This window comes from Arthrobacter crusticola, from assembly GCF_004357995.1.
GTDB lineage: Bacteria > Actinomycetota > Actinomycetes > Actinomycetales > Micrococcaceae > Arthrobacter_D > Arthrobacter_D crusticola.
In genome coordinates this window covers 400362-420334 of sequence record NZ_SMTK01000005.1, presented here as the reverse complement: position 1 = coordinate 420334, position 19973 = coordinate 400362, and the positions used below count along the sequence as shown (strand labels likewise).

17 protein-coding genes are annotated in these 19973 nt (G+C 70.1%); 11 read left to right on the top strand and 6 right to left on the bottom strand.

What is annotated here, in order from left to right:
• Positions 1 to 1566 precede the first annotated feature (1566 nt).
• The 10 genes from E2F48_RS17690 to E2F48_RS17505 are packed head-to-tail and all read left to right on the top strand — an operon-like array spanning position 1567 to position 11491.
• Positions 1567 to 2616, top strand: a complete 1050-nt coding sequence (locus E2F48_RS17690) for a hypothetical protein (RefSeq protein WP_246019134.1) — start codon at positions 1567 to 1569, stop codon at positions 2614 to 2616.
• Complete coding sequence (locus E2F48_RS15885; RefSeq protein ID WP_246019132.1) at positions 2606 to 3604, top strand: HAD-IIA family hydrolase; 999 nt, start codon at positions 2606 to 2608, stop codon at positions 3602 to 3604. The genes E2F48_RS17690 and E2F48_RS15885 overlap by 11 nt, the downstream gene beginning before the upstream one ends.
• Before the next feature lie 46 nt (positions 3605 to 3650).
• Positions 3651 to 3908, top strand: coding sequence for a hypothetical protein (locus tag E2F48_RS15880; protein WP_133404900.1), 258 nt, complete (start codon positions 3651 to 3653; stop codon positions 3906 to 3908).
• Between the two features lie 3 nt (positions 3909 to 3911).
• Positions 3912 to 4754: a TlyA family RNA methyltransferase gene (locus E2F48_RS15875; protein WP_133404899.1), complete on the top strand. Its 843-nt coding sequence runs from the start codon at positions 3912 to 3914 to the stop codon at positions 4752 to 4754.
• Positions 4751 to 5677, top strand: a complete 927-nt coding sequence (locus E2F48_RS15870) for an NAD kinase (RefSeq protein ID WP_133404898.1) — start codon at positions 4751 to 4753, stop codon at positions 5675 to 5677. The genes E2F48_RS15875 and E2F48_RS15870 overlap by 4 nt, the downstream gene beginning before the upstream one ends.
• Positions 5674 to 7410, top strand: a complete 1737-nt coding sequence (recN, locus tag E2F48_RS15865; protein WP_133404897.1) for a DNA repair protein RecN — start codon at positions 5674 to 5676, stop codon at positions 7408 to 7410. Before E2F48_RS15870 ends, recN begins: the two co-directional genes overlap by 4 nt.
• Positions 7407 to 9110, top strand: a complete 1704-nt coding sequence (locus tag E2F48_RS15860; RefSeq protein ID WP_133404896.1) for a CTP synthase — start codon at positions 7407 to 7409, stop codon at positions 9108 to 9110. The genes recN and E2F48_RS15860 overlap by 4 nt, the downstream gene beginning before the upstream one ends.
• A gap of 1 nt (position 9111) precedes the next feature.
• The gene (locus E2F48_RS15855) at positions 9112 to 9795 is read left to right on the top strand and encodes an NUDIX domain-containing protein (RefSeq protein ID WP_133404895.1); all 684 of its coding nucleotides are present in this window, start codon (positions 9112 to 9114) and stop codon (positions 9793 to 9795) included.
• Complete coding sequence (gene xerD, locus E2F48_RS15850) at positions 9792 to 10775, top strand: site-specific tyrosine recombinase XerD (protein WP_133404894.1); 984 nt, start codon at positions 9792 to 9794, stop codon at positions 10773 to 10775. Before E2F48_RS15855 ends, xerD begins: the two co-directional genes overlap by 4 nt.
• An 11-nt stretch (positions 10776 to 10786) precedes the next feature.
• Complete coding sequence (locus E2F48_RS17505; protein WP_221411699.1) at positions 10787 to 11491, top strand: 8-oxo-dGTP diphosphatase; 705 nt, start codon at positions 10787 to 10789, stop codon at positions 11489 to 11491.
• Here the strand turns inward: E2F48_RS17505 and E2F48_RS15840 are convergent.
• From E2F48_RS15840 to E2F48_RS15815, 6 genes are all read right to left on the bottom strand, one after another.
• Positions 11479 to 12642 carry a bifunctional 2-methylcitrate synthase/citrate synthase gene (locus E2F48_RS15840; protein WP_133404893.1) on the bottom strand — a complete coding sequence of 388 codons (1164 nt, stop codon included), beginning with the start codon at positions 12640 to 12642 and terminating at the stop codon, positions 11479 to 11481. The two genes, E2F48_RS17505 and E2F48_RS15840, sit on opposite strands and share 13 nt — an antisense overlap.
• Positions 12643 to 12685: 43 nt before the next feature.
• Positions 12686 to 13591: a methylisocitrate lyase gene (gene prpB, locus E2F48_RS15835; RefSeq protein WP_133404892.1), complete on the bottom strand. Its 906-nt coding sequence runs from the start codon at positions 13589 to 13591 to the stop codon at positions 12686 to 12688.
• A gap of 10 nt (positions 13592 to 13601) precedes the next feature.
• Entirely contained in the window at positions 13602 to 15119 is a 1518-nt protein-coding gene (locus tag E2F48_RS15830; protein ID WP_133404891.1) for an MmgE/PrpD family protein, read from the bottom strand.
• Between the two features lie 18 nt (positions 15120 to 15137).
• Positions 15138 to 15788: a GntR family transcriptional regulator gene (locus E2F48_RS15825; protein WP_133404890.1), complete on the bottom strand. Its 651-nt coding sequence runs from the start codon at positions 15786 to 15788 to the stop codon at positions 15138 to 15140.
• Positions 15789 to 15916: 128 nt separating this feature from the next.
• Positions 15917 to 16633: a response regulator gene (locus tag E2F48_RS15820; RefSeq protein ID WP_133404889.1), complete on the bottom strand. Its 717-nt coding sequence runs from the start codon at positions 16631 to 16633 to the stop codon at positions 15917 to 15919.
• Positions 16633 to 18282, bottom strand: coding sequence for a sensor histidine kinase (locus tag E2F48_RS15815; RefSeq protein WP_246019128.1), 1650 nt, complete (start codon positions 18280 to 18282; stop codon positions 16633 to 16635). The genes E2F48_RS15820 and E2F48_RS15815 overlap by 1 nt, the downstream gene beginning before the upstream one ends.
• Before the next feature lie 205 nt (positions 18283 to 18487).
• On the opposite strand from E2F48_RS15815, the gene E2F48_RS15810 reads away from it, so the two are divergent.
• Positions 18488 to 19906 (top strand): cation:dicarboxylate symporter family transporter, encoded by a 1419-nt coding sequence (locus E2F48_RS15810; RefSeq protein ID WP_133404888.1) that lies wholly within the window; start codon positions 18488 to 18490, stop codon positions 19904 to 19906.
• Positions 19907 to 19973: the final 67 nt, after the last annotated feature.

Genomic DNA, 19973 nt, shown 5'->3' with positions numbered 1-19973 from the left:
CCGGAAGCTAAGACCCACAGCGCCGATGGTACTGCACCCGAGAGAGTGTGGGAGAGTAGGACACCGCCGGACACCCCTTAGGCTGCAGGCCCCACCACCGGTGGGGCCTGCACCCCTTTAACCACCCAACCCCGCCACCCACCCCAGGCCCACCACCCACCCCCAGGCCCACCACCCACCCCCAGGCCCACCGGCCACCGGCCACCGGACAGGCCCCCCCGCCGCAGACAGGCGCCTGGCCACCGGACGGGCCCCGGATACGCCCGCACCGGACCCCCAGGGCCGATCACCGGCCGGCACCACCACCGGCCCGCCGGCCACCACCCGGCGCAGGGGCCGTCACCCAGCCGGCCCGCCTGGCCACCACCTGGCGCGCACCGGCAGCCGCGGATCGCACCCGAAGCGACGGTAGGCCGCAGTAGGACGGCAAGGGTTTGGCGCGCTCCATCCACGCCCATCCGGCCGCGCTGCCCGGCGTAGCGGGCAGGCGCCGCCCCGCAACGGATCGCGCAGCCGGGGCAGGACGTGATTGCATTGATGCAAACGTCTTATAGAACAATAGAGAACAGCGGAACGCGAGATGCGGCTGCTGTAAATGAGAGGAACTTCGCCGCCATGGCTGAGCAGGAACGTACGCACGGGGACTCCCCGGACAATGGAAAGCCGGCAGGCGGAGGAAACTCGGATCGACCCCAGGCCGCCGGGAAGCGGCACTCGTGGGGATCGAAGGGGGCGGCGCCGAGGCCAGCCGCAGCATCCGGCGGCCGTGACGGAGAGACGGGGGGCGCCCGCGATGCTGCGCCGCAGCGGCGGGGGCCGGTCTCCTCTTCAGGTACATCAGGCAACCGTTTCGGCGGCGCCCCGCGGGGCCGCGAAGATGCCCGTGGTGGTCAGCGTAGTTCCGACGGGCGCGGCGGGTACCAGGGCCGGGGTGGATCCGGTGCCGGCCGGGATGCCGGTGCCCCGCCGGCTGGTGGTCGCTATGCGGACCGCCCGGGGCTTCGCCCGGGGCTTCGCCCGGACCGCGCCGGTGAGGGGCGCGGCAATGAGGATCGCACTTCTTCCGGCCGCAGTGCAGGGGGGCGCGGCGCAGGCGATCAGCGCTCCGGCGGGGGCTACCGGGGCGGCGATTCCCGTGGCGCCCAGCTGAGGGGCTCCGCCTCGAGGGGCGGCTCGTTCTCGGGTAACGCTTCCGACCGGCCCCGCTCCGGCGGCGGCGCCGTCGGAGGTCGCAGCGGCGGCCCGGCCGACCGGCCAGCCTGGGCCAAGCGCCCGGATCAGGGCGCCGACCGGCGTCCCGGCGGATCAGGGGAGCACCCACGCGGTGAGGGCCGGACCGGCTCCAGATTCGATGACCGGCGCGATGGCCGCCGTGACGAACGCGGCGGGAGCCCCCGCGCCGGTGGCCGGGGCGCCGGGGAGCGGGGCGCCGCGCCTCGGCGCAGCTTCGGGGCCGGGGACGGCCCCCGGAGTGGCCCGCCGGCCGCGCCGCGTCAGCACAACGCGCGTGACCTGCGCAGCTCCAACCGCCCGGACCGGGAACGGTCGCCGGAGATCGACGAGGACGTGAAGGGCGACGAGCTGGACCGGGTCACCCGAGCCCAGATCCGGAACCTCGAGGAGCGCAGCGCACTGTGGGTTTCCCGTCACCTCGTGATGGCCGGGCGCCTCCTCGAGGACGATCCGGAGCTCGCGTTCCAGCATGCCCTCGCCGCGAGCAGGCGCGGCGGACGACTCGCTGCCGTCCGTGAAGCGGTGGGCCTGACGGCGTATGCCGCCGGCCATTACGGTGAGGCCCTGCGGGAGTTCAGGACGTTCCGGCGGATCAGTGGCTCCAATGCGCACCTGCCGGTCATGGCCGACTGCGAACGCGGACTGGGGCGGCCGGACCGGGCGCTCGACCTCGCCCGCAGCGAGGAGGCCGAGACCCTCGATGCTGCAGGCAAGGCCGAACTCGCCATGGTCGTTTCCGGCGCACGGGCCGACCTCGGCCAGCTTGAGGCAGCCGTGGCCGCCCTTGAGATCCCGCAGTTGGATCTGCACCGTGCCTTCTCCTTCAGCCCCCGGCTGTTCCGGGCGTACGCGGATGCACTCGACGCCGCCGGACGCACCGGCGAATCGGAGAAGTGGCGCAAGCAGGCGAAGGTGGCCGAATCCGCCCTGGGGGTCGAGGACCCCGCGGAGCCCGACATCATCGACCTCCTGGGCGACGATGACGAAGGCGCGGCGCGTCCGGTACCGACAGTGGCCGAGGTCCTGGGCGGGCCGACGAAGGACGCCGCTGCGGGCGAGACGGCCGAGGCCCCTGACTTCGTTCCCGACGCCGACGGTGGTCCTGACGGTTACAAGGCCGCCGGGACCGGCACCGATGGTGCGATCACCGACGGTGGGGGCGCTGATGTCGAGATCGCTGATGTGGAGAGCGGCGCCGGAACGGACAGCGTCGACGGAACGGCCCTTCCGGCTGCGGACAACGACACGGATAGCGACACGGATAGCGACACGGATAGCGACGCGGACAGCGCCGCCGGCGCAGGGGAAGGGAAAACCCTTCCCGGGACCGCTGCCGGCGGCGCGGCTCCCATCAAGGCGGCCGAGGATTCCGTTGGAGGCTGAGGGGGCCTTGATCGGCTCCTATGACGCAGTCCTCTCGGACCTTGACGGCGTCGTCTATGCCGGCCCGCATGCCCTTGAGGGGGCGGTCGAGGCGCTGATGAAGCTCGCTGAAGTGGGCGTGAAGCTGGCCTACATCACGAACAATGCGTCGCGTTCGGCCGATGAGGTCGCGGCGCACCTGAGGAGCCTTGGCGCGCCGGCCCGGGGGGATCAGGTCTTCGGGTCCGCCCTCGCAGGTGCCGAGCTCCTGGCCGGGTTGGTTCCGGTGGGCTCCAAGGTGCTGGTGACCGGAAGCAGGACCCTGGCCGACGCGGTCCACAGCCAGGGGTTGGTCCCGGTTGACTCGGCCGAGGACGGCCCCGACGCGGTCATCCAGGGTTTCTCACCCGAGCTCGGCTGGAAGGACCTCGCCGAGGCGGCCTATGCGATTGCGGCCGGAGCGGTCTGGGTGGCCACGAACACCGACATGTCGATCCCGCAGGCACGCGGGATCGCCCCGGGCAACGGGTCGCTCGTGGCGGCCGTCGCGGCCGCCACCGGGACCCGCCCGGTCGTCGCCGGGAAGCCGGAGGCCCCGCTGTTCACCACTGCGGCACGCCACCTGGCCTCGGAACGCCCGCTTGTCGTCGGCGACCGCCTCGATACCGATATCCTCGGCGGAAACCGGGCCGGCATGGATACCGCGCTGATCCTGACCGGGGTCGACACGGTGCGCACCGCACTGGCGGCGGTGGCCGCCGAGCGTCCCACCTACCTGCTCCCGGACCTGGGGGCTCTGTACGAGCCCTACCCACCGGTGACTGCCGCCGACGGCGCATACCGCTGCGGAACCGACTCGGCCCGGGTCGAGGCAGGAGCCGTTTGGGTGGAAGGCAGTGAAAGCAGCCTCAACGCCTGGCGGGCGGCCTGCGCTGCCTGGTGGGCGGCTGCGCCCGGGCTGGAGGCGGCCCGGATGCCGGAGCTCCGCTTCACCGGCGCAGCAGCCTGAATCCGGGGACGCTGTGACACTGTCAGAACCGACAAAGGGGGAGAAGATGCGCGACGACGACGGCGGCGTTCCCGCTGACGCATCGGAGGCTGCCCGGGATGGCGGCGTCCCGGACCCCGACGGGGAATCCGGCGTCGCCGCGGAGTCCTTCCGGCCTGACGAGGTGCCGCCCACCGGGGAGTCCTCGGTCGATGCCGTCCTCGGGAGCCTCGCGGACCTCGGCGGGCATCCGGTGGGTGAGCACGCGGAGTTCTACGTGGCACTCCACGACGCGCTGCTCACCGAACTCAACGCGGAGGGCTGACCGATGGCGCGCCTGGACCAGGAACTGGTCTCCCGTGGCTTGGCACGCTCACGCTCCCATGCGGCCCAGCTCATCGCGGCCCGGCGGGTGTTCCGCGCCGGTGAGGTGATGCTCAAGGCCTCCGCACCGGTCAGCAGCGACCAGGAGCTGACAGTCGCCGATGCCGGGCCCGAGTTCGTGAGCCGGGCCGGGCACAAGCTCGCCGGTGCGCTCTCCGCCTTCCCCGGCGTCGCGGTCGCCGGACGGCGCTGCCTTGACGCCGGAGCCTCCACCGGCGGCTTCACCGATGTCCTGCTGCGGGCCGGCGCCCGAGAGGTGGCCGCGGTCGACGTGGGCCACGGACAGCTGGTGCAGGTGCTGCGCGAGGACCCGCGCGTGCACGTCTTCGAGGGACTCAACGTCCGTTATCTCGACCCGGGGGAGATCGGCGGACCCGCCGAGCTGACCGTGGCCGACCTGTCCTTCATCTCCCTAAAGCTCGTGATCCGGTCCCTCGCCGCGGCCACGGTGCCGGGCGGGAACCTCGTGCTGATGATCAAACCGCAGTTCGAAGTGGGACGCGGTGCCCTGAACGGCCAGGGCGTCGTGACCTCCGGGGCCGCCCGCAGGCGGGGTGTGCATGGAGTGGTGCGGGAGGCACTCGCGGCTGGGCTGAACGTGCTGGGCCTGGAGCAGAGCTCCCTGCCCGGCCAGGACGGAAATCTTGAGTACTTCCTGTGGGTGAGGGTGCCGCATCGGACAATGGACCCTAGGATCGAAGAGGACCTGGACCGCCTGGCCGACGGGCTGCTCTCCACGAGCGCCGCATTCGGCGGTCGGGCGAAAGACAACGACGGAGCTGAATGACTAGGAAAATTCTGGTGCTTGCGCATACCGGCAGGCAGGACGCGATCGCGGCTGCCCAGCAGGCGTGCACGCGGCTCTCCGCCCTCGGGCTCACGCCCGTCATGCGGCCGGAGGAGGCCTCCGGGCTCCAGGCGGCGTACGGCACCGCCGCGGCACCGACCGAAACGCTGGGGGAGGAGGTTTCCCTCGACGGCATCGAACTGGTCATGGTCCTCGGCGGTGACGGCACTATCCTCCGTGCGGCGGAGCTGGTGCGCAGCCGGGAGATTCCGCTTCTCGGGGTGAACCTCGGCCACGTCGGCTTCCTCGCCGAAAGCGAACGCGCCGACCTCGACGAGGCGGTCCGGTGGGTCGCCGAACGCGACTACAGCGTCGAGGAACGGATGACCATCGAGGTCTCCGCCTGGCAGGGCGATACCCTGCTCGGGGAAACGTGGGCACTCAACGAGGCGGCCATCGAAAAGGCCAACCGGGAACGCATGATCGAAGTGGTCATCGAGGTCGACGGCCTGCCCGTCAGCTCCTTTGGATGCGACGGCATCGTGCTTGCCACCCCCACCGGGTCCACCGCCTACGCCTTTTCCTCCGGCGGCCCCATCGTGTGGCCGGAGGTGGAAGCCCTGCTGATGACTCCCATCAGCGCCCATGCGCTCTTCGCCAAACCGCTCGTTGTGGCTCCGACCTCCGTTCTGGCCGTGGAGATCCTCACCCGCACCGACGCCTGGGGCGTGCTGTGGTGTGATGGGCGCCGCAGCATTGACCTCCCGCCCGGCGCCCGGGTGGAGGTCCGGCGTTCCGACAAGCCGGTCCGGTTGGCCCGGACCCGCCAGACCCCCTTCTCCGAGCGCCTCGTCCAGAAGTTCCAGCTTCCCGTCCAGGGCTGGCGCGGACCGGTCGCCCACAGCGGAAGGCACCTCCGATGATCGAGGAGATGCGGATCCGAGACCTCGGCGTCATCAGCGACGCCACGCTCACCCTGGGCCCGGGCCTGACCGTCGTCACCGGCGAGACCGGCGCGGGAAAGACAATGGTCATCACCGCCCTCGGCCTCCTGCTCGGCGCGCGGTCGGACGCCGGTTCGGTCCGCCTTGGGGCGAAGTCGGCCTCTGCGGAGGCCATCGTGCGCCTCGAGCACGGCAGCGCCGTCGCCGAGCGCGCCGTGGAGGCCGGAGCGGTCCTCGAGGAGTTCGACGGAACGGCCGAACTGATCCTGGCGCGCACCGTCACCAGCGAGGGCCGCAGCAGGGCCTATGTGGGCGGCAGGACGGCGCCCGTGGGGGTGCTCTCGGAACTCGGCGAACACCTCGTCGTCGTGCACGGGCAGTCGGACCAGCTCCGGCTCAAGGGCGCCGCCGCCCAGCGCGGGGCCCTCGACAAGTTCGGCGGGCCGAAGCTCGCGGCCGAATTGGAGGCCTACGCCGCCAACTACCAGCGGTGGCGCGGCGCGATCGCCGAACGCAACCGGCTCCAGAGCGAGGCGAGGGAGCGGGCGCGGGAGGCCGAAAGCCTGACGGCCGCCCTCGCGGAGATCGACGAGGTCGACCCCCAGCCGGGCGAGGACGTCACGCTGAAGGCCGACTCGATGCGCCTCGGCAACGTCGAAGAACTGCGGACTGCCGCCCTGACTGCCCATTCGGCACTGGTGTCCGAGGACTTCGGTGCCGCCGTCGACGCCGTCTCCCTCGTCGACGAGGCCAAGCGGCAGCTCGAGGGTGTGGCCGAGCACGACCAGGAGCTCGAGACGCTCGCCGGCCGGCTGGCCGAGGTCGGCTACCTGCTCGCCGACATCTCCGGAGAGCTCGCCGCGTACGGGACGGCCCTTGAGGGCGAAGGCCCCGGCCGCCTGGCCGAGGTCGAGGCCCGGCGTGCCGCGCTTGCGGTGCTGGTGCGCAAGTACGCCCCGAGCATCGACGAGGTCCTGCAGTGGCGCGAGGAAAGCGCCCTGCGCCTTGAGGAGCTCACCGGGGACTCCTCCCGCGTCGAGGAGCTCGAAGCGGAGATCGAGGAGCTCGACGCCGTGGTGCGCGCCGGTGCGGCCGCGGTGTCGGCCCTGCGGCAGGAGGCCGCCCGGCACCTCGCCGAGCGGGTCAGCGACGAGCTGAGTGCCCTCGCCATGCCCGACGCCACGCTGCTCATCGAGGTCACCCCCGCGGAAGCCCTCGCGGCCCACGGCGGCGACGACATCACCTTCAACCTGCGCCCGCACCCCGGGTCGGCACCCCGGCCGCTCGGGAAGGGCGCCTCCGGCGGCGAACTCTCCCGGGTGATGCTCGCCATCGAGGTGGTGCTCGCCGCCGTCGACCCGGTTCCCACGTTCGTCTTCGACGAAGTGGACGCCGGGGTGGGCGGAAAGGCCGCCGTCGAGATCGGCCGGCGGCTGGCCATGCTCGCCCAGCACGTCCAGGTGATCGTGGTGACCCACCTGCCGCAGGTCGCGGCCTTCGCGGCACGCCATGTCCGCGTCACAAAGAACGTGCGCTCGGCCGGTGGAGACGGGGAAGACAGCGGATTCACAGCCAGTGATGTGCAGGTGCTCCCCGAAGCGGAGCGCGTGCGCGAACTTGCCCGGATGCTTGCGGGCCAGGAGGACTCAGCCTCCGCCCGCGCCCATGCCGAGGAACTCCTCGCGGATGCGGCGCGGACCACTTCCAGATGATAGGCTCGAACTCCGTGGTGCAGCAAACAAACTCCCGGTTCCCAAAGTCCGCAAAGACGACCAAGCACATCTTCGTGACTGGTGGCGTAGCCTCCTCCCTCGGCAAGGGATTGACGGCGTCAAGCCTCGGTCACCTGCTTCGGGCACGGGGACTCTCGGTCACCATGCAGAAGCTTGATCCCTACCTCAATGTCGATCCCGGCACGATGAACCCGTTCCAGCACGGTGAGGTCTTCGTCACCGAGGACGGCGCCGAAACAGACCTCGACATCGGCCACTACGAGCGGTTCCTCGACGAGAACCTCGACGGCTCGGCGAACGTGACCACCGGTCAGGTGTACTCGACCGTCATCGCCAAGGAGCGCCGCGGAGAGTACCTCGGCGACACCGTCCAGGTCATCCCGCACATCACCGACGAGATCAAGCGGCGCATGCGCCTGCCGGCCGAGCCGGTGGCCCTGAAGAAGGTCCCCGACGTCATCATCACCGAAATCGGTGGAACCGTCGGCGACATCGAGTCCCAGCCGTTCCTCGAGTCGGCCCGCCAGGTCCGCCAGGACATCGGCCGCAACAACGTCTTCTTTCTCCACGTGTCGCTGGTGCCCTACATCGGTCCCTCCCAGGAACTGAAGACCAAGCCGACGCAGCACTCGGTCGCGATGCTCCGCTCCATCGGCATCCAGCCCGACGCCATCGTGATCCGCTCCGACCGCGAGGTCCCCCTGGCGATGCGGGAGAAGATCGGACGCATGTGCGACGTCGACATCGACGCCGTCGTCAATGCGGCCGACGCCCCCAGCATCTACGACATCCCCAAGACCCTTCACAAGCAGGGCCTCGATGCGTACATCGTCCAGTCCCTCGACCTGAAGTTCAAGGACGTCAACTGGACCAAGTGGAACAAGCTCCTCGACGCGGTGCACAACCCGAAGCACCAGGTCGAGGTGGCCCTGGTCGGTAAGTACATCGACCTGCCCGACGCCTACCTCTCCGTCACCGAGGCGCTTCGTGCCGGCGGTTTCGCCAATAAGGCCAAGGTCAACATCCGCTGGGTGCCCTCGGACGAATGCGACACCCCGGAGGGTGCCCGTAAGGCACTCGCAGGCGTTGACGCCATCTGCGTTCCGGGCGGCTTCGGCATCCGCGGCCTCGAAGGCAAGCTGGGCGCCCTGCTGTTCGCCCGCGAGAACAAGATCCCCACCCTGGGCCTGTGCCTCGGACTGCAGTGCATGGTCATCGAATACGCACGGAATGTTGTCGGCCTCGAGAACGCGTCCTCAAGCGAATTCGAACCCGACACCAAGTTCCCCGTAATCGCCACGATGGCCGAGCAGCTTTCCATCGTCGCCGGGGAGGGCGACATGGGCGGCACCATGCGCCTTGGCCTGTGGGAGGCGCGCCTTGACGAAGGCTCCGTTGTCGCCGGCACCTACGGCAAGACCACCGTCACCGAGCGCCACCGCCACCGCTACGAGGTGAACAACGAGTACCGCGCCCAGATCGCCGAGGCCGGGCTCGTCTTCTCGGGCACCTCCCCGGACGGCAAGTTGGTGGAGTTCGCAGAGCTCCCTCGGGATGTCCACCCGTACTACGTCTCCACCCAGGCCCATCCCGAACTGAGTTCGCGGCCCACGCGGCCGCACCCGCTCTTCGCGGGACTCGTGAAGGCCGCCCTTGATCTCAGGGGCGCCAAGGCCTGAGATGAGCGAGACTCCCGCGGCCGACCGCTTCTCCGATGAACAGAGCCCGCGCAGGCTCCACCGCTCCGCCGTGATCCATCGCGGGTACGTGTGGGACGTCGTCGAGGAGACCTTCAGCCTGAACGAGGGCGGGGAGGAAATCACCCGGGAGTACATCGACCACCCAGGCGCGGTGGCAGTGCTGGCGATGGATGAGCAGGATCGGATCCTGCTCATCCGCCAGTACCGGCACCCGGCCCGGATGGTGCTCTGGGAGATCCCGGCCGGCCTGCTCGACGAGCCCGGCGAGGACTTCGTGGAGGCGGCCGCCCGCGAACTGGCCGAGGAAGCCGACCTGACCGCGGGGGAATGGAACGTCCTGGCCGACCTGTTCCTCTCCCCGGGGTCCTCCAGCGAGGCCCTGCGGATCTACCTGGCCCGCGGCATCGGATCGGTGCCCGAGGCCGACCTGCACACCCGCACCCACGAGGAGGCGGAGATCGAACTGCTGTGGGTGCCCCTGGATGAGGCCGTCGCGGCGGTCCTCGAGGGCCGGATGCACAGCCCGTCGGCCGCGGCAGCCGTCCTCGCCGTTCATGCCGCCCGCGCCGACGGCTACGCGCGCCTTCGCCCCGCGGACGCGCCCTGGCCCGAACACCCAAGCCAGCACGGCACCTGGCCGCACGGCGCGGTCCTGCGGGACTGACAGTGCCGGCAGCAGCGGAGAAAACCGCAGGGGACGAGTTTCAGGCCACCCGGCCGGGTCGGCTGATCAATGAATACCTCCAGCACATGGCCGTGGAACGGGGCCTGTCGGCCAACACGCTTGCCGCCTACCGGCGCGACCTGCTGCGCTACCACCGCTTCCTGCAGGCCAGCGGCATCGACGACATTTCAAGGATCACCCGCCGCGACGTGACCGGCTTCGCACAGGCCGTCGCGACCGGCTCGGACGGGCAGTCGCCGCTGAGCCCGCGCTCCGCGGCCCGCACCGTCGTGGCCGTGCGCGGACTTCACCGCTTCTGGGCGCTTGAGGGGATGAGCGAGGCCGACCCGGCGCGGGACGTCCATCCGCCTGCCGCCGGGCAGCGCCTGCCCAAGGCGATCTCTGTCGACGAGGTCTTCCGTATCCTCGAAGCCGTCGACACCTCGACTCCCTCCGGCCAGCGGGACCGCGCCCTGCTCGAATTCCTCTACTCAACCGGGGCGCGGATCAGCGAGGCCGTCGGGCTCGACGTTGACGACGTGTCGGTCGACGAGGCACTCAGCGGCCCCGCCGTCGTCCGGCTGTTCGGCAAGGGCTCCAAGGAACGGCTCGTGCCACTGGGCTCGTACGCCGCGAAGGCCATCGACTCCTACCTGGTGCGCGGCCGGCCGGCCCTCTCCGGCAAGGGCAAGGGCGGGCCGGGCCTGTTCCTCAACATGCGCGGCGGTCGGCTGAGCCGCCAGAGCGCCTGGACTATCCTGAAGGCCGCGGCCGAGAAGGCGCAGGTCACCCGGGAGGTCTCTCCGCACACCCTGAGGCACTCCTTTGCCACCCACCTGCTCGAAGGCGGCGCGGACGTCCGCGTCGTCCAGGAACTGCTCGGGCACGCCTCGGTGACCACCACGCAGGTCTACACGCTGGTGACGGCCGAGACGCTGCGCGAAGTGTATGCGGCCTCCCATCCCCGGGCCTTCGGCTGAGCGGGCAGCCGATGCCTTCGAACGGCGGCTCCGCCGCCCTGCCACCCGACAGCGTGCCGTCCGGCCACCTGCCAGCAGCGTCTGTCCCCGAGGTGCCGGTGCCCGGTGAGGCCCTGCCCGCCGGAGGGTTCCGTCCGGTGGTGCTGTGTTTCCTGTTCCGTTCCGTGGCGGGTCGCGGGGAGGTGCTGCTGGGCCTCAAGCACCAGGGCTTCGGCACCGGGCGGATCGTCGCCCTCGGCGGGAAGCTCGAACCGGGGGAGACCCCCGCCCAGGCCGCCGTGCGCGAGGTGGCCGAGGAGTCCGGGCTACTCGTGGAGGAGCCCGACCTGGGGTTCCTCGGCGAAGTGACCTGGGACTTTCCGTCCAACCCGGCCTGGAACATGAGGGCCTGGGTTTTCGCGGCCGACCGTTTCACCGGGGATGCCGGCCCCAGCGACGAAATTACCCCGGAGTGGTTCCCGGTGACGGCGCCGCCCTGGGACGGCATGTGGGAGGACGCCGCCTACTGGCTGCCGCGGGTGCTCGCCCGTGAGCCCTTCAGCGCCGACATCGTGCTTGACGCACACAGCGTCGGAGTGGCGTCCGCGTCCGTTCGACCCGCGTCCGTTCGACCCGCGTCCGCCAGCCCCGCGTCCGCCAGCCCCGCGTCCGTCAGTCCTGCCCCGGGGGGCGGGACCGACGGGACGCCGGAGCGGCCGCTCGCTCAGGGGACGTGACGTTCCTCCGGCCCGTTGTAGGCGCTCAGCGGCCGGATCAGTGAGTTGGACTCGAGCTGCTCCATGATGTGGGCCGTCCACCCGGTGATACGGGCGGCGATGAACAGGGGAGTGAACATTTCGGTGTCGAAACCCATCAGGTGGTAGGTGGGCCCGGCCGGGTAGTCGAGGTTCGGCTTGATCCCCTTGGCCTCTTCCATGGCGGTCTCAAGCCCGCTGTAGAGGCCCAGGATCTCGTCCCGGCCGTAGTAGCGGATCATGGCATCCAGCGCCGCCTTCATGGTGGGGACGCGTGAGTCACCGTTCTTGTAGACCCGGTGTCCGAAGCCCATGACCTTCTTCTTCTGCGCCAGGGCGTCCTCCATCCAGGCCTTGGCCCGGGCCGCGGCGTCCTCGGCCGGCTCGTCCTTGCGGATCCCGATTTCCTCGAAGGTGTGCATGACCGCCTCGTTCGCGCCGCCGTGCAGCGGGCCCTTGAGGGCGCCGATCGCCCCGGTGACCGCGGAGTGCAGGTCGGACAGGGTTGAGGTGATCACCCGGGCCGTGAACGTCGAGGCGTTGAAGGAGTGCTCGGCGTAGAGCACCATCGAGATGTTGAAGGCCTCGACGACCTCCGGCGGTGCCTCCTCGCCGAAGGTCATCCACAGGAAGTTCGCGGCATACCCGAGATCCTCCCGCGGTTCCACCACGTCCAGGCCGCGGCGGCGCCGCTGGTCATAGGCGACGACGGCGGGGAAGGCGGCGAATAGTGCGGCCGCCTTCTCGAGGTTCGCCTGGCGGGAGTTGTCCCCGGCCAGCGGGTGTCCGGCGCCGAGCACCGACACCGCGGTCCGTCCGACATCCATCGGGTGGCTCGTTCGGGGCAGCAGGTCGATGACCTGACGGACGTTTCCGGGCAGGGCCCGGCCGGCGCGCTCACTCGCCGTGAATTCGGCCAGTTCCTGCCCGCCGGGCAGCTCGCCGTGCCACAGCAGCCACGCCACCTCCTCAAAGGAGCACCGGGCGGCGAGCTCCTGGACCGGGTATCCCCGGTACAGCAGGGAGTTGGTCTCCGGGTTCACCTTTGAGACGGAGGTGTAGTCGACAGTCACCCCCGCCAGGCCCTTGTGGATCTCGGGTGCGGCCGGGGGAGCTGGCTGGGTGCTGGTCAAATCGAACTCCTTCGGTGGAAACACGGTGCCGGCGGAAGGTCCGCTAGCGCCCGTCGGGAACCTGGAAATTGAAGACTGACGTATCAAACCTGTTGTAGCCCTCGTAGTCCACCAGCTCGTACAGGCGGGCCCGGGTCTGCATCTCCGGGACCGCCTGCTGCTGGGTGCCGTTGGCCTGGATGGAGTCCAGCGTACGCTCCGCGGCACCCATGGCACTGCGCAGCAAGGTGACCGGATAGATAACAATATTGACCCCGGCGTCGTGGAGCTGGCCGGTGGTGAACAGCTCGCTCTTGCCGAACTCGGTCATGTTGGCCAGGATCGGCACGTCCACGGCCGCCCGGATGGCCCGAAACTCCTCGAGGTCGCGCATGGCCTCCGGGAAGATCGCGTCGGCGCCGGCGTCGACGAGCGCCCGCGCACGGTCCTGGGCGGCGCGCAGCGAGTCGGTGCCGCGGATGTCGGTGCGGGCCATGATCAGGAAGTTCGGGTCGCGGCGCGCGTCGACCGCCGCACGGATCCGCTTCGCGGCGGTGTCGAGATCCACGACCTGCTTTCCGTCGAGGTGCCCGCACCGCTTCGGGTTGAACTGGTCTTCGATGTGGCAGCCGGCCAGGCCGGCGTTCTCGAGTTCCTGCACCGTGCGTGCGACATTCATCGGCTCCCCGAAGCCGGTGTCGGCGTCGACGATCGAGGGGAGGTCGGTCATCCGGGCGATCTGCCCGGCCCGCTGGGCCACCTCGGTGAGGGTGGTGAGGCCGATATCGGGCAGGCCAAGGTCGGCGGCGAGCACCGCCCCGGAGATATAGACGCCGTCGAATCCTTTGTCCTCGATCAGGCGGGCCGAGAGCGGGTTGAAGGCACCGGGGAACTGCTGCAGGGTGCCGGAGGCGAGCCCCGCACGCAGCGCGGCCCGCTTCGACTCGGAGGTGGTGGCTGAATACAGCATGGCGTCCTTCCTAGAACAGGCCGCCGCGGGCTGCGGCGGTGTCGATCAGGCAGGGGCGGGCCCGAAGGTTCAGTGAGTGAAGGGAGCCGGCGGGAAGCTCGGGCAGGCGCCCGACGACGTCCAGGAACCGCTCGACCTCGGAGTCCTCGGCGACTCCGGCCGCCAGGGTGCGGAACTTCTCGACGTACTGGTCCCGGCCGAACGGGCGGGCCCCGAGCGGGTGGGCGTCGGCGACGGCGATCTCGTCGGTGATCACCCGCCCGTCGGCCAGGGTGATGTCGACGCGTCCGCCGAAGGCCTTCTCCGTGATGTCGAGGGAGTGGTAGCGGCGGGTCCACTCGGGGTCTTCGGTCGTCTCCACCTTCCGCCACAGCTCCACGGTGTCGGGGCGGTTGGCGCGCTCCGGGGCGTAGGAGCGCTCATGGTGCCAGGCGCCGTCCTGAAGGGCCACGGCGAAGATGTACGGGATGGAGTGATCGAGCGTCTCCCGGGAGGCCGAGGGGTCGTACTTCTGCGGGTCGTTGGCCCCCGAGCCGATGACGTAGTGGGTGTGGTGGGAGGTGGAGAGCACAATTCCACGCACGTTCGCGGGGTCCCGAAGTTCCGGGTGGGCCGCGTGGAGGCGCCGTGCGAGGTCGATCCAGGCCTGCGCCTGGTATTCGGCCGAATGTTCCTTCGTGTAGGTGTCGAGGATGGCCCGCTTCGGCTCGCCCGGGGCGGGCAGGGGCACCTCGTAGCGGGCCTCGGGCCCGTCGAGGAGCCACGCGATCACGCCGTCCTCACCTTCGTAGATGGGGGTGGGTGAGGTCTGGCCGCGCATGGCCCGGTCCACGGCTTCGATGGCCATCTTCCCGGCGAAGGCCGGCGCGTAGGCCTTCCAGGTTGAGATCTCGCCCTTGCGGGACTGCCGGGTGGCGGTGGTGGTGTGAAGGGCCTGCCCGACGGCGTGGAAGATGGTGTTCGGGTCGAGGCCGAGCAGGGTGCCGAGCCCCGCGGCGGCCGAGGGGCCAAGGTGGGCCACGTGGTCGATCTTGTGCCGGTGCAGGCTGATGGCCTTCACGAGGTCGACCTGGATCTCGTAGCCGGTCACGATGCCGCGCAGGAGCGCCTCCCCGGAGGCGCCGGTGTGCTGGGCCGCGGCCAGCAGGGGAGGGATGTTGTCGCCGGGGTGGGAGTAGTCGGCGGCAAGGAACGTGTCGTGGTAGTCGAGCTCACGCACCGCCACCCCGTTGGCCCAGGCGGCCCATTCGGGGGAGGTGAGGGAATCGACCCCGAACACCGAGGCCCCGCGGCCCGAGGCGGGGGCGCTGTGGCTCGCCGCCTGCGCACGGGCAGCGCTCACCGGTGCCCGCGTGAGGGCGGCAAGTGCCACCGAGGCGTTGTCGATGATCCGGTTGATCACCATGTCGGCGGCCTCAGGAGTGACGGCGACCGGATCGGCCGCTACCTGCGCGATCCGGTAGGCGAGCTGGTCCTTCCGGGGCAGGTTTTCCTCGCTGCGGTGGACTCGAACGGGGTGGAGCTCCATGGTGCTTCCTTTCGGGGTTCAGGCGTCGAGCGGTCCGGGGACCGAGGCCTGGAGGTGGTGAAGGCTGTTGGAAAGGTGGATGGTCACGGCGGCCGCGGCGAGCTCGGGGTTCCCCCGGGCGACCGCCTGGGCGATCTGGCGGTGTTCGCCGGCTGAGGCGAGCAGCCGGTCCGGGTTGTCGCGGGCCAGGCGGCGGGCGCGCACGAGGTGGGTTCGGAGCTGGCGCTGGGCCTGCACCAGGTACGGGTTGGCGGCGGCTTCATCGATGGCGGCGTCGAGCTCGGCGACCAGGGCGTAGTAAGCGTGCTGGTCCGAACCGCCGGAGGAGATCAGGGCGCCCGCGGCCTCGAAGCGTTCGGCCAGGGCATCGAACGCCGCAGGGTCGCGCCGGGCCGCGGCGAGGCGGGCCGCTGCACATTCGAGGGGCAGGCGGACCTCGAAGAGGTCGGCAACACCGGCCAGGGACACCCCGGTGACGACCACGCCCCGCCCGGTATGTGCGGCCGCCAGCCCTTCGGCTACGAGCCGAGAGAGGGCCTCACGGAGCGGAGTGCGTGAGATGCCCAGCCGGCGGGCCTGTTCAACCTCGGCCAGCAGGGTACCCGGGGGAAGGCGCCACTCGAGGATGTCCGCGCGCAGCGACCCGTATGCCCTGTCACTTGCGCGCATCGGAGTCCTCCCATAAGGCTTGGGTGCTGGTCGCAGCCCTCCGGCCAATGTATACAGCCGAGGAGGTGATCCGCAAGAACACAGGCGCAGCCCCAGCCATTCAGGCTGCTTTGTATACAGAAGTCCGCTTATCGGGCCCACCGGTATTCGAATTCGGGCCGCCCCCGGGTGCCGTACCGGGAGCTGCGCCGGACGGACTGACCGTCGGCGAGGTACTCCAGGTACCGGCGGGCCGTCACCCTGGATAGATCAAGGGTGGATGCCACCTCGGCGGCGGAGACCGGTTCCTCGAGCGTTTTCAGCTGCCCGATAATGGCCCGCAGGGTGTCCTCCGAGAGGCCCTTGGGCAGGCTGGCCGGGGCCGCCGGGCGCAGGGAAGCGAAGGCCTGGTCGACCTCCGACTGGGTGGTGGAGGCTGCCTGGCCGGTGAGGTTGAGGCGGAACTCGCGGTAGGCCCCGAGCTTGTCGTGGAACGCCGAGTAGGTGAACGGTTTGATGAGGTATTGGACGATCCCCGCCGAGATGGCCGAGCGGACCACGTGCAGCTCCCGCACCGCGGTGATCGCGATGACGTCGGTGGGCAGGCCCAGCCCGCGCACGCGGCGGAGGAGGTCAAGCCCATGGGCATCGGGCAGGTTCATGTCGAGAAGGATCAGGTCGATGCCCGGCGGGCTCTCCTGGGCCCCGGTGCCTCCGGCCGAGGCGGTGGAGAGCAGCGCCATGGCTTCGGCGCCCGAACGGGCCACGCCGGCCAGGTCGAAGCCGTCGAGGCGCCGGACATATTCGGCGTGGGCGTCGGCGGCAATGGGGTCATCCTCCACCACGAGGACGCGGATCGGTTCCATCAGGTGCCGGCCTGGTCAGCGGAAGCGGAGTCCCAGGGCGGGACGGCCGGGAGGAAGACCGAGAACCGGGCCCCGCCGTCGTTGGCCACGTCGTTGTCCACCTCAAGGGTTCCGCCGAGGCGCAGCACGGCCTGGCGTACCAGGGCCAGGCCGATGCCGCGGCTTCGGGCTGCCGGGTCCTTGGTGCTGAAGCCCAGATCGAAGATGCGGGAGCGCTCGGCGTCGGTCAGGCCCGGGCCGCTGTCCTGGACGACGATCCCGACGCCGGCGCGGCCCGCTCCGGGGTGGCTGAGGGTGAGGCGGACACGGCGGCGTTCGGAGGGCGCGGCTGCATCGAACGCATTGTCGAGCAGGTTCCCGATGATCGTGATCAGGTCTCCCGGGTCAATGCCCTGAGTGTCCACGGGCCCGTCGACACTCAGGCTCAGTTCCACGCCGCGCTCATTGGCCTGCGCCGCCTTGCCGACGAGGAGGGCGGCGATGAACGGCTCGTCGACCGCCCCGACGACGGAATCGGTGAGCTGCTGGGACTGCTGGAGGTCGCGGGTGGCGAACTCGAGGGCCTCCGCCTGCCGGTCGAGTTCGATGAGGGACACGATGGTGTGCAGCCGATTGGAGTGCTCGTGGGTCTGGGCCCGCAGGGCGTCGGTCAGCGTGCGCATTGTCTGCAGTTCACCGGTCAGGGACTCGATCTCGGTGTGGTCGCGCAGTGTGGTGACAGTGCCCAGCGGTGCGGTTCCCGCAGTGTCCCTGCTGGTGGGCGGCACCGCAGGCTCCTGGTTGACCACAAGCACCCTGTTGTCGGTGACGTGGACCTCGTCGATGGCCTGCCGGCCGCTGGCCAGCAGGTCGCGCAGGGATCCGGGCACCCCAAGCTGCGCCGCCGGCACCGGTGCCTGCGGTCGGGGTTCGGGAAGGTGCAGCAGGTGCGCGGCCTGGTCGTTGTAGAGCACGAGCCGGCCCCTGCGGTCGGTGAGCAGCAGCCCCTCACGCACCGAGTGGAGCACCGAGTCGTAAAACACGAACATCCGTGCGAGCTCGTCGGTGCCCAGCCCCAGAGTCGCCGTCCGGAGCCGGCGGCTGAGCAGATAGGACACTCCGGAGCCGAAGAGGAGCGAGGCGAGCGCGATCAGCCCGACCAGCGGAAGCTGGGCGTTCCGGGCGATCGCCACCCGGTCGACGCTGACTCCCGCTGCGACCATCGCCACCACCGTGCCGCCGGGGTCCTGGACCGGGGCGATGGCCCGCACGGAGGGGCCCAGCGTTCCCGTCGAGGTTTCGGTATGGCTGCGGCCCGCCAGCGCCTGGTCCACCGACCCGATGTAGCTCTGACCGATCTGTGCGGGGTTCCGGTGGGTGAACCGGGTGCGGTCCGGCGCCATGATGGTGATGAAGTCGATGCGCAGCTCATCCATGAGCGAGACGGCATACGGCTGGAGGACCGCGGTGGGATCCGGCCGGCCGACGCCGTCGAGCACTGCCGGGTCGTTGGCGAGGGTCGAGGCCACGGCCAGCATGCGCTCCGCCGCCGAGTCGTGGGCATCGCGAGCGGCATCCATGTAGAGCACGAACGACAGGCACGTCGTCAGGATTGCGATAAACACAAGCTGGCCGACGAAAAGCTGCCGGGCGAGACTCCATCGCTTCACTGCGGAACCAGACTCCTTCCAGGCACCCGTCCGAGTCTAGTGCCGACGGCCGCGACCAGTATGAACGCAACAGTGACGTCTGTCACGTCATGGCTCAGGCTGGGGTGGACAGATTCCATGGACGGCCACCTGGCCCACCCGACGTTGGAGAATGGCCTCCGCGGACGGCAGCGGCGGGGCGCCGGAACCGAACCAGGAGCACATCATGGCAACGGCGACATCCAGTACCAGCGGCGAATCAGCGGCGCCGCGCAAACCGGTCGATAAGACGCATTTCCTCTACATCGCGGTCATCGCGGCGGTGGTCCTTGGCGCGATCGTCGGCCTCGCGGCCCCCGAGCTCGCGGTGAAGCTGAAGCCCCTGGGCACCGGCTTCATTGCGCTGATCAAGATGATGATCGCCCCGATCATTTTCTGCACCATCGTGCTGGGCATCGGCTCCATCGCCAAGGCAGCCACTGTCGGCAAGGTGGGCGGCCTGGCGCTCGGGTACTTCCTGCTGATGTCGACCTTCGCCCTGGCCATCGGCCTGGTTGTGGGCAACCTCATCGATCCGGGCGACGGGCTCGACCTCTCCGGCGCCTCCTATGAGGGCGCACCGGCGGCGGAGGAAGACTCCGGAACCGTTGGCTTCCTGCTGGGCATCATCCCCCCGACGCTGCTTGCCTCCCTCACCGGCGAAAGCATCCTGCAGACCCTGTTCGTCGCGCTCCTCGTGGGCTTCGCCCTGCAGAAGATGGGCGCCGCCGGCAAGCCGGTGCTGCGGGGCATCGGCCACATCCAGGCCCTGGTGTTCCGTATCCTCATCATGATCATGTGGCTCGCTCCGATCGGGGCGTTCGGCGCCATCGCGGCGGTCGTCGGCGAGACCGGCGTGCAGGCGATCGTCAGCATGTTCACCCTGATGATCGCCTTCTACATCACCTGCATCCTGTTCATCGTCATCATCCTCGGCGGCCTGCTCAAGGTGGCCACCGGGGTGAACATCTTCAAGCTCATGCGCTACCTCGGCCGCGAGTACCTGCTGATCTTCTCGACCTCGTCCTCCGAGGCCGCCCTGCCCCGCCTGATCGCCAAGATGGAACACCTCGGCGTGTCCAGGCCCGTCGTCGGCGTCACCGTGCCGACCGGCTACTCCTTCAACCTCGACGGCACCGCGATCTACCTCACCATGGCGTCACTTTTCGTCGCCGAGGCCCTCGGCATGCCCCTTGCCCTGGGTGAGCAGATCTCCCTGCTGATCTTCATGATCATCGCCTCCAAGGGCGCCGCCGGCGTCACCGGCGCGGGCCTCGCGACCCTCGCCGGTGGGCTCCAGTCGCACGCACCCCAGCTGGTCGACGGCGTCGGCCTCATCGTCGGAATCGACCGCTTCATGTCGGAGGCGCGCGCCCTCACGAACTTCACCGGCAATGCTGTGGCCACAGTGCTTATTGGGACCTGGACCAGGGAGATCAACCGCGCCCGGGTCGATGAGGTGCTCGAGAAGCGGCTGCCCTTCGACGAGGCGACGATGAACGCGAACCCCCACGCGTTCGATGAGGGGGACGATGTCGAGGACGGCGTGGCAGCCGTGACCGCCCAGGCGGCCGCCGGCTCCCAGGCAGCCCACACCGGCCGGTAGGGCCGGCACGCAACACCGGGCCGTACCAGCGCGCCGACCGCCGGCCGATCAGGCGTTGTCCCACCGC

What these genes read in the sequence shown, in the direction of transcription:
- E2F48_RS15880 (WP_133404900.1), top strand. Translation starts at nt 3,651, where the DNA reads ATGCGCGACGACGACGGCGGCGTTCCCGCTGACGCATCGGAGGCTGCC.
- E2F48_RS15875 (WP_133404899.1), top strand. Translation starts at nt 3,912, where the DNA reads ATGGCGCGCCTGGACCAGGAACTGGTCTCCCGTGGCTTGGCACGCTCA.
- E2F48_RS15870 (WP_133404898.1), top strand. Translation starts at nt 4,751, where the DNA reads ATGACTAGGAAAATTCTGGTGCTTGCGCATACCGGCAGGCAGGACGCG.
- recN (WP_133404897.1), top strand. Translation starts at nt 5,674, where the DNA reads ATGATCGAGGAGATGCGGATCCGAGACCTCGGCGTCATCAGCGACGCC.
- E2F48_RS15860 (WP_133404896.1), top strand. Translation starts at nt 7,407, where the DNA reads ATGATAGGCTCGAACTCCGTGGTGCAGCAAACAAACTCCCGGTTCCCA.
- E2F48_RS15855 (WP_133404895.1), top strand. Translation starts at nt 9,112, where the DNA reads ATGAGCGAGACTCCCGCGGCCGACCGCTTCTCCGATGAACAGAGCCCG.
- E2F48_RS17505 (WP_221411699.1), top strand. Translation starts at nt 10,787, where the DNA reads ATGCCTTCGAACGGCGGCTCCGCCGCCCTGCCACCCGACAGCGTGCCG.
- prpB (WP_133404892.1), bottom strand. Translation starts at nt 13,591, where the DNA reads ATGCTGTATTCAGCCACCACCTCCGAGTCGAAGCGGGCCGCGCTGCGT.
- E2F48_RS15830 (WP_133404891.1), bottom strand. Translation starts at nt 15,119, where the DNA reads ATGGAGCTCCACCCCGTTCGAGTCCACCGCAGCGAGGAAAACCTGCCC.
- E2F48_RS15825 (WP_133404890.1), bottom strand. Translation starts at nt 15,788, where the DNA reads ATGCGCGCAAGTGACAGGGCATACGGGTCGCTGCGCGCGGACATCCTC.
- E2F48_RS15820 (WP_133404889.1), bottom strand. Translation starts at nt 16,633, where the DNA reads ATGGAACCGATCCGCGTCCTCGTGGTGGAGGATGACCCCATTGCCGCC.
- E2F48_RS15810 (WP_133404888.1), top strand. Translation starts at nt 18,488, where the DNA reads ATGGCAACGGCGACATCCAGTACCAGCGGCGAATCAGCGGCGCCGCGC.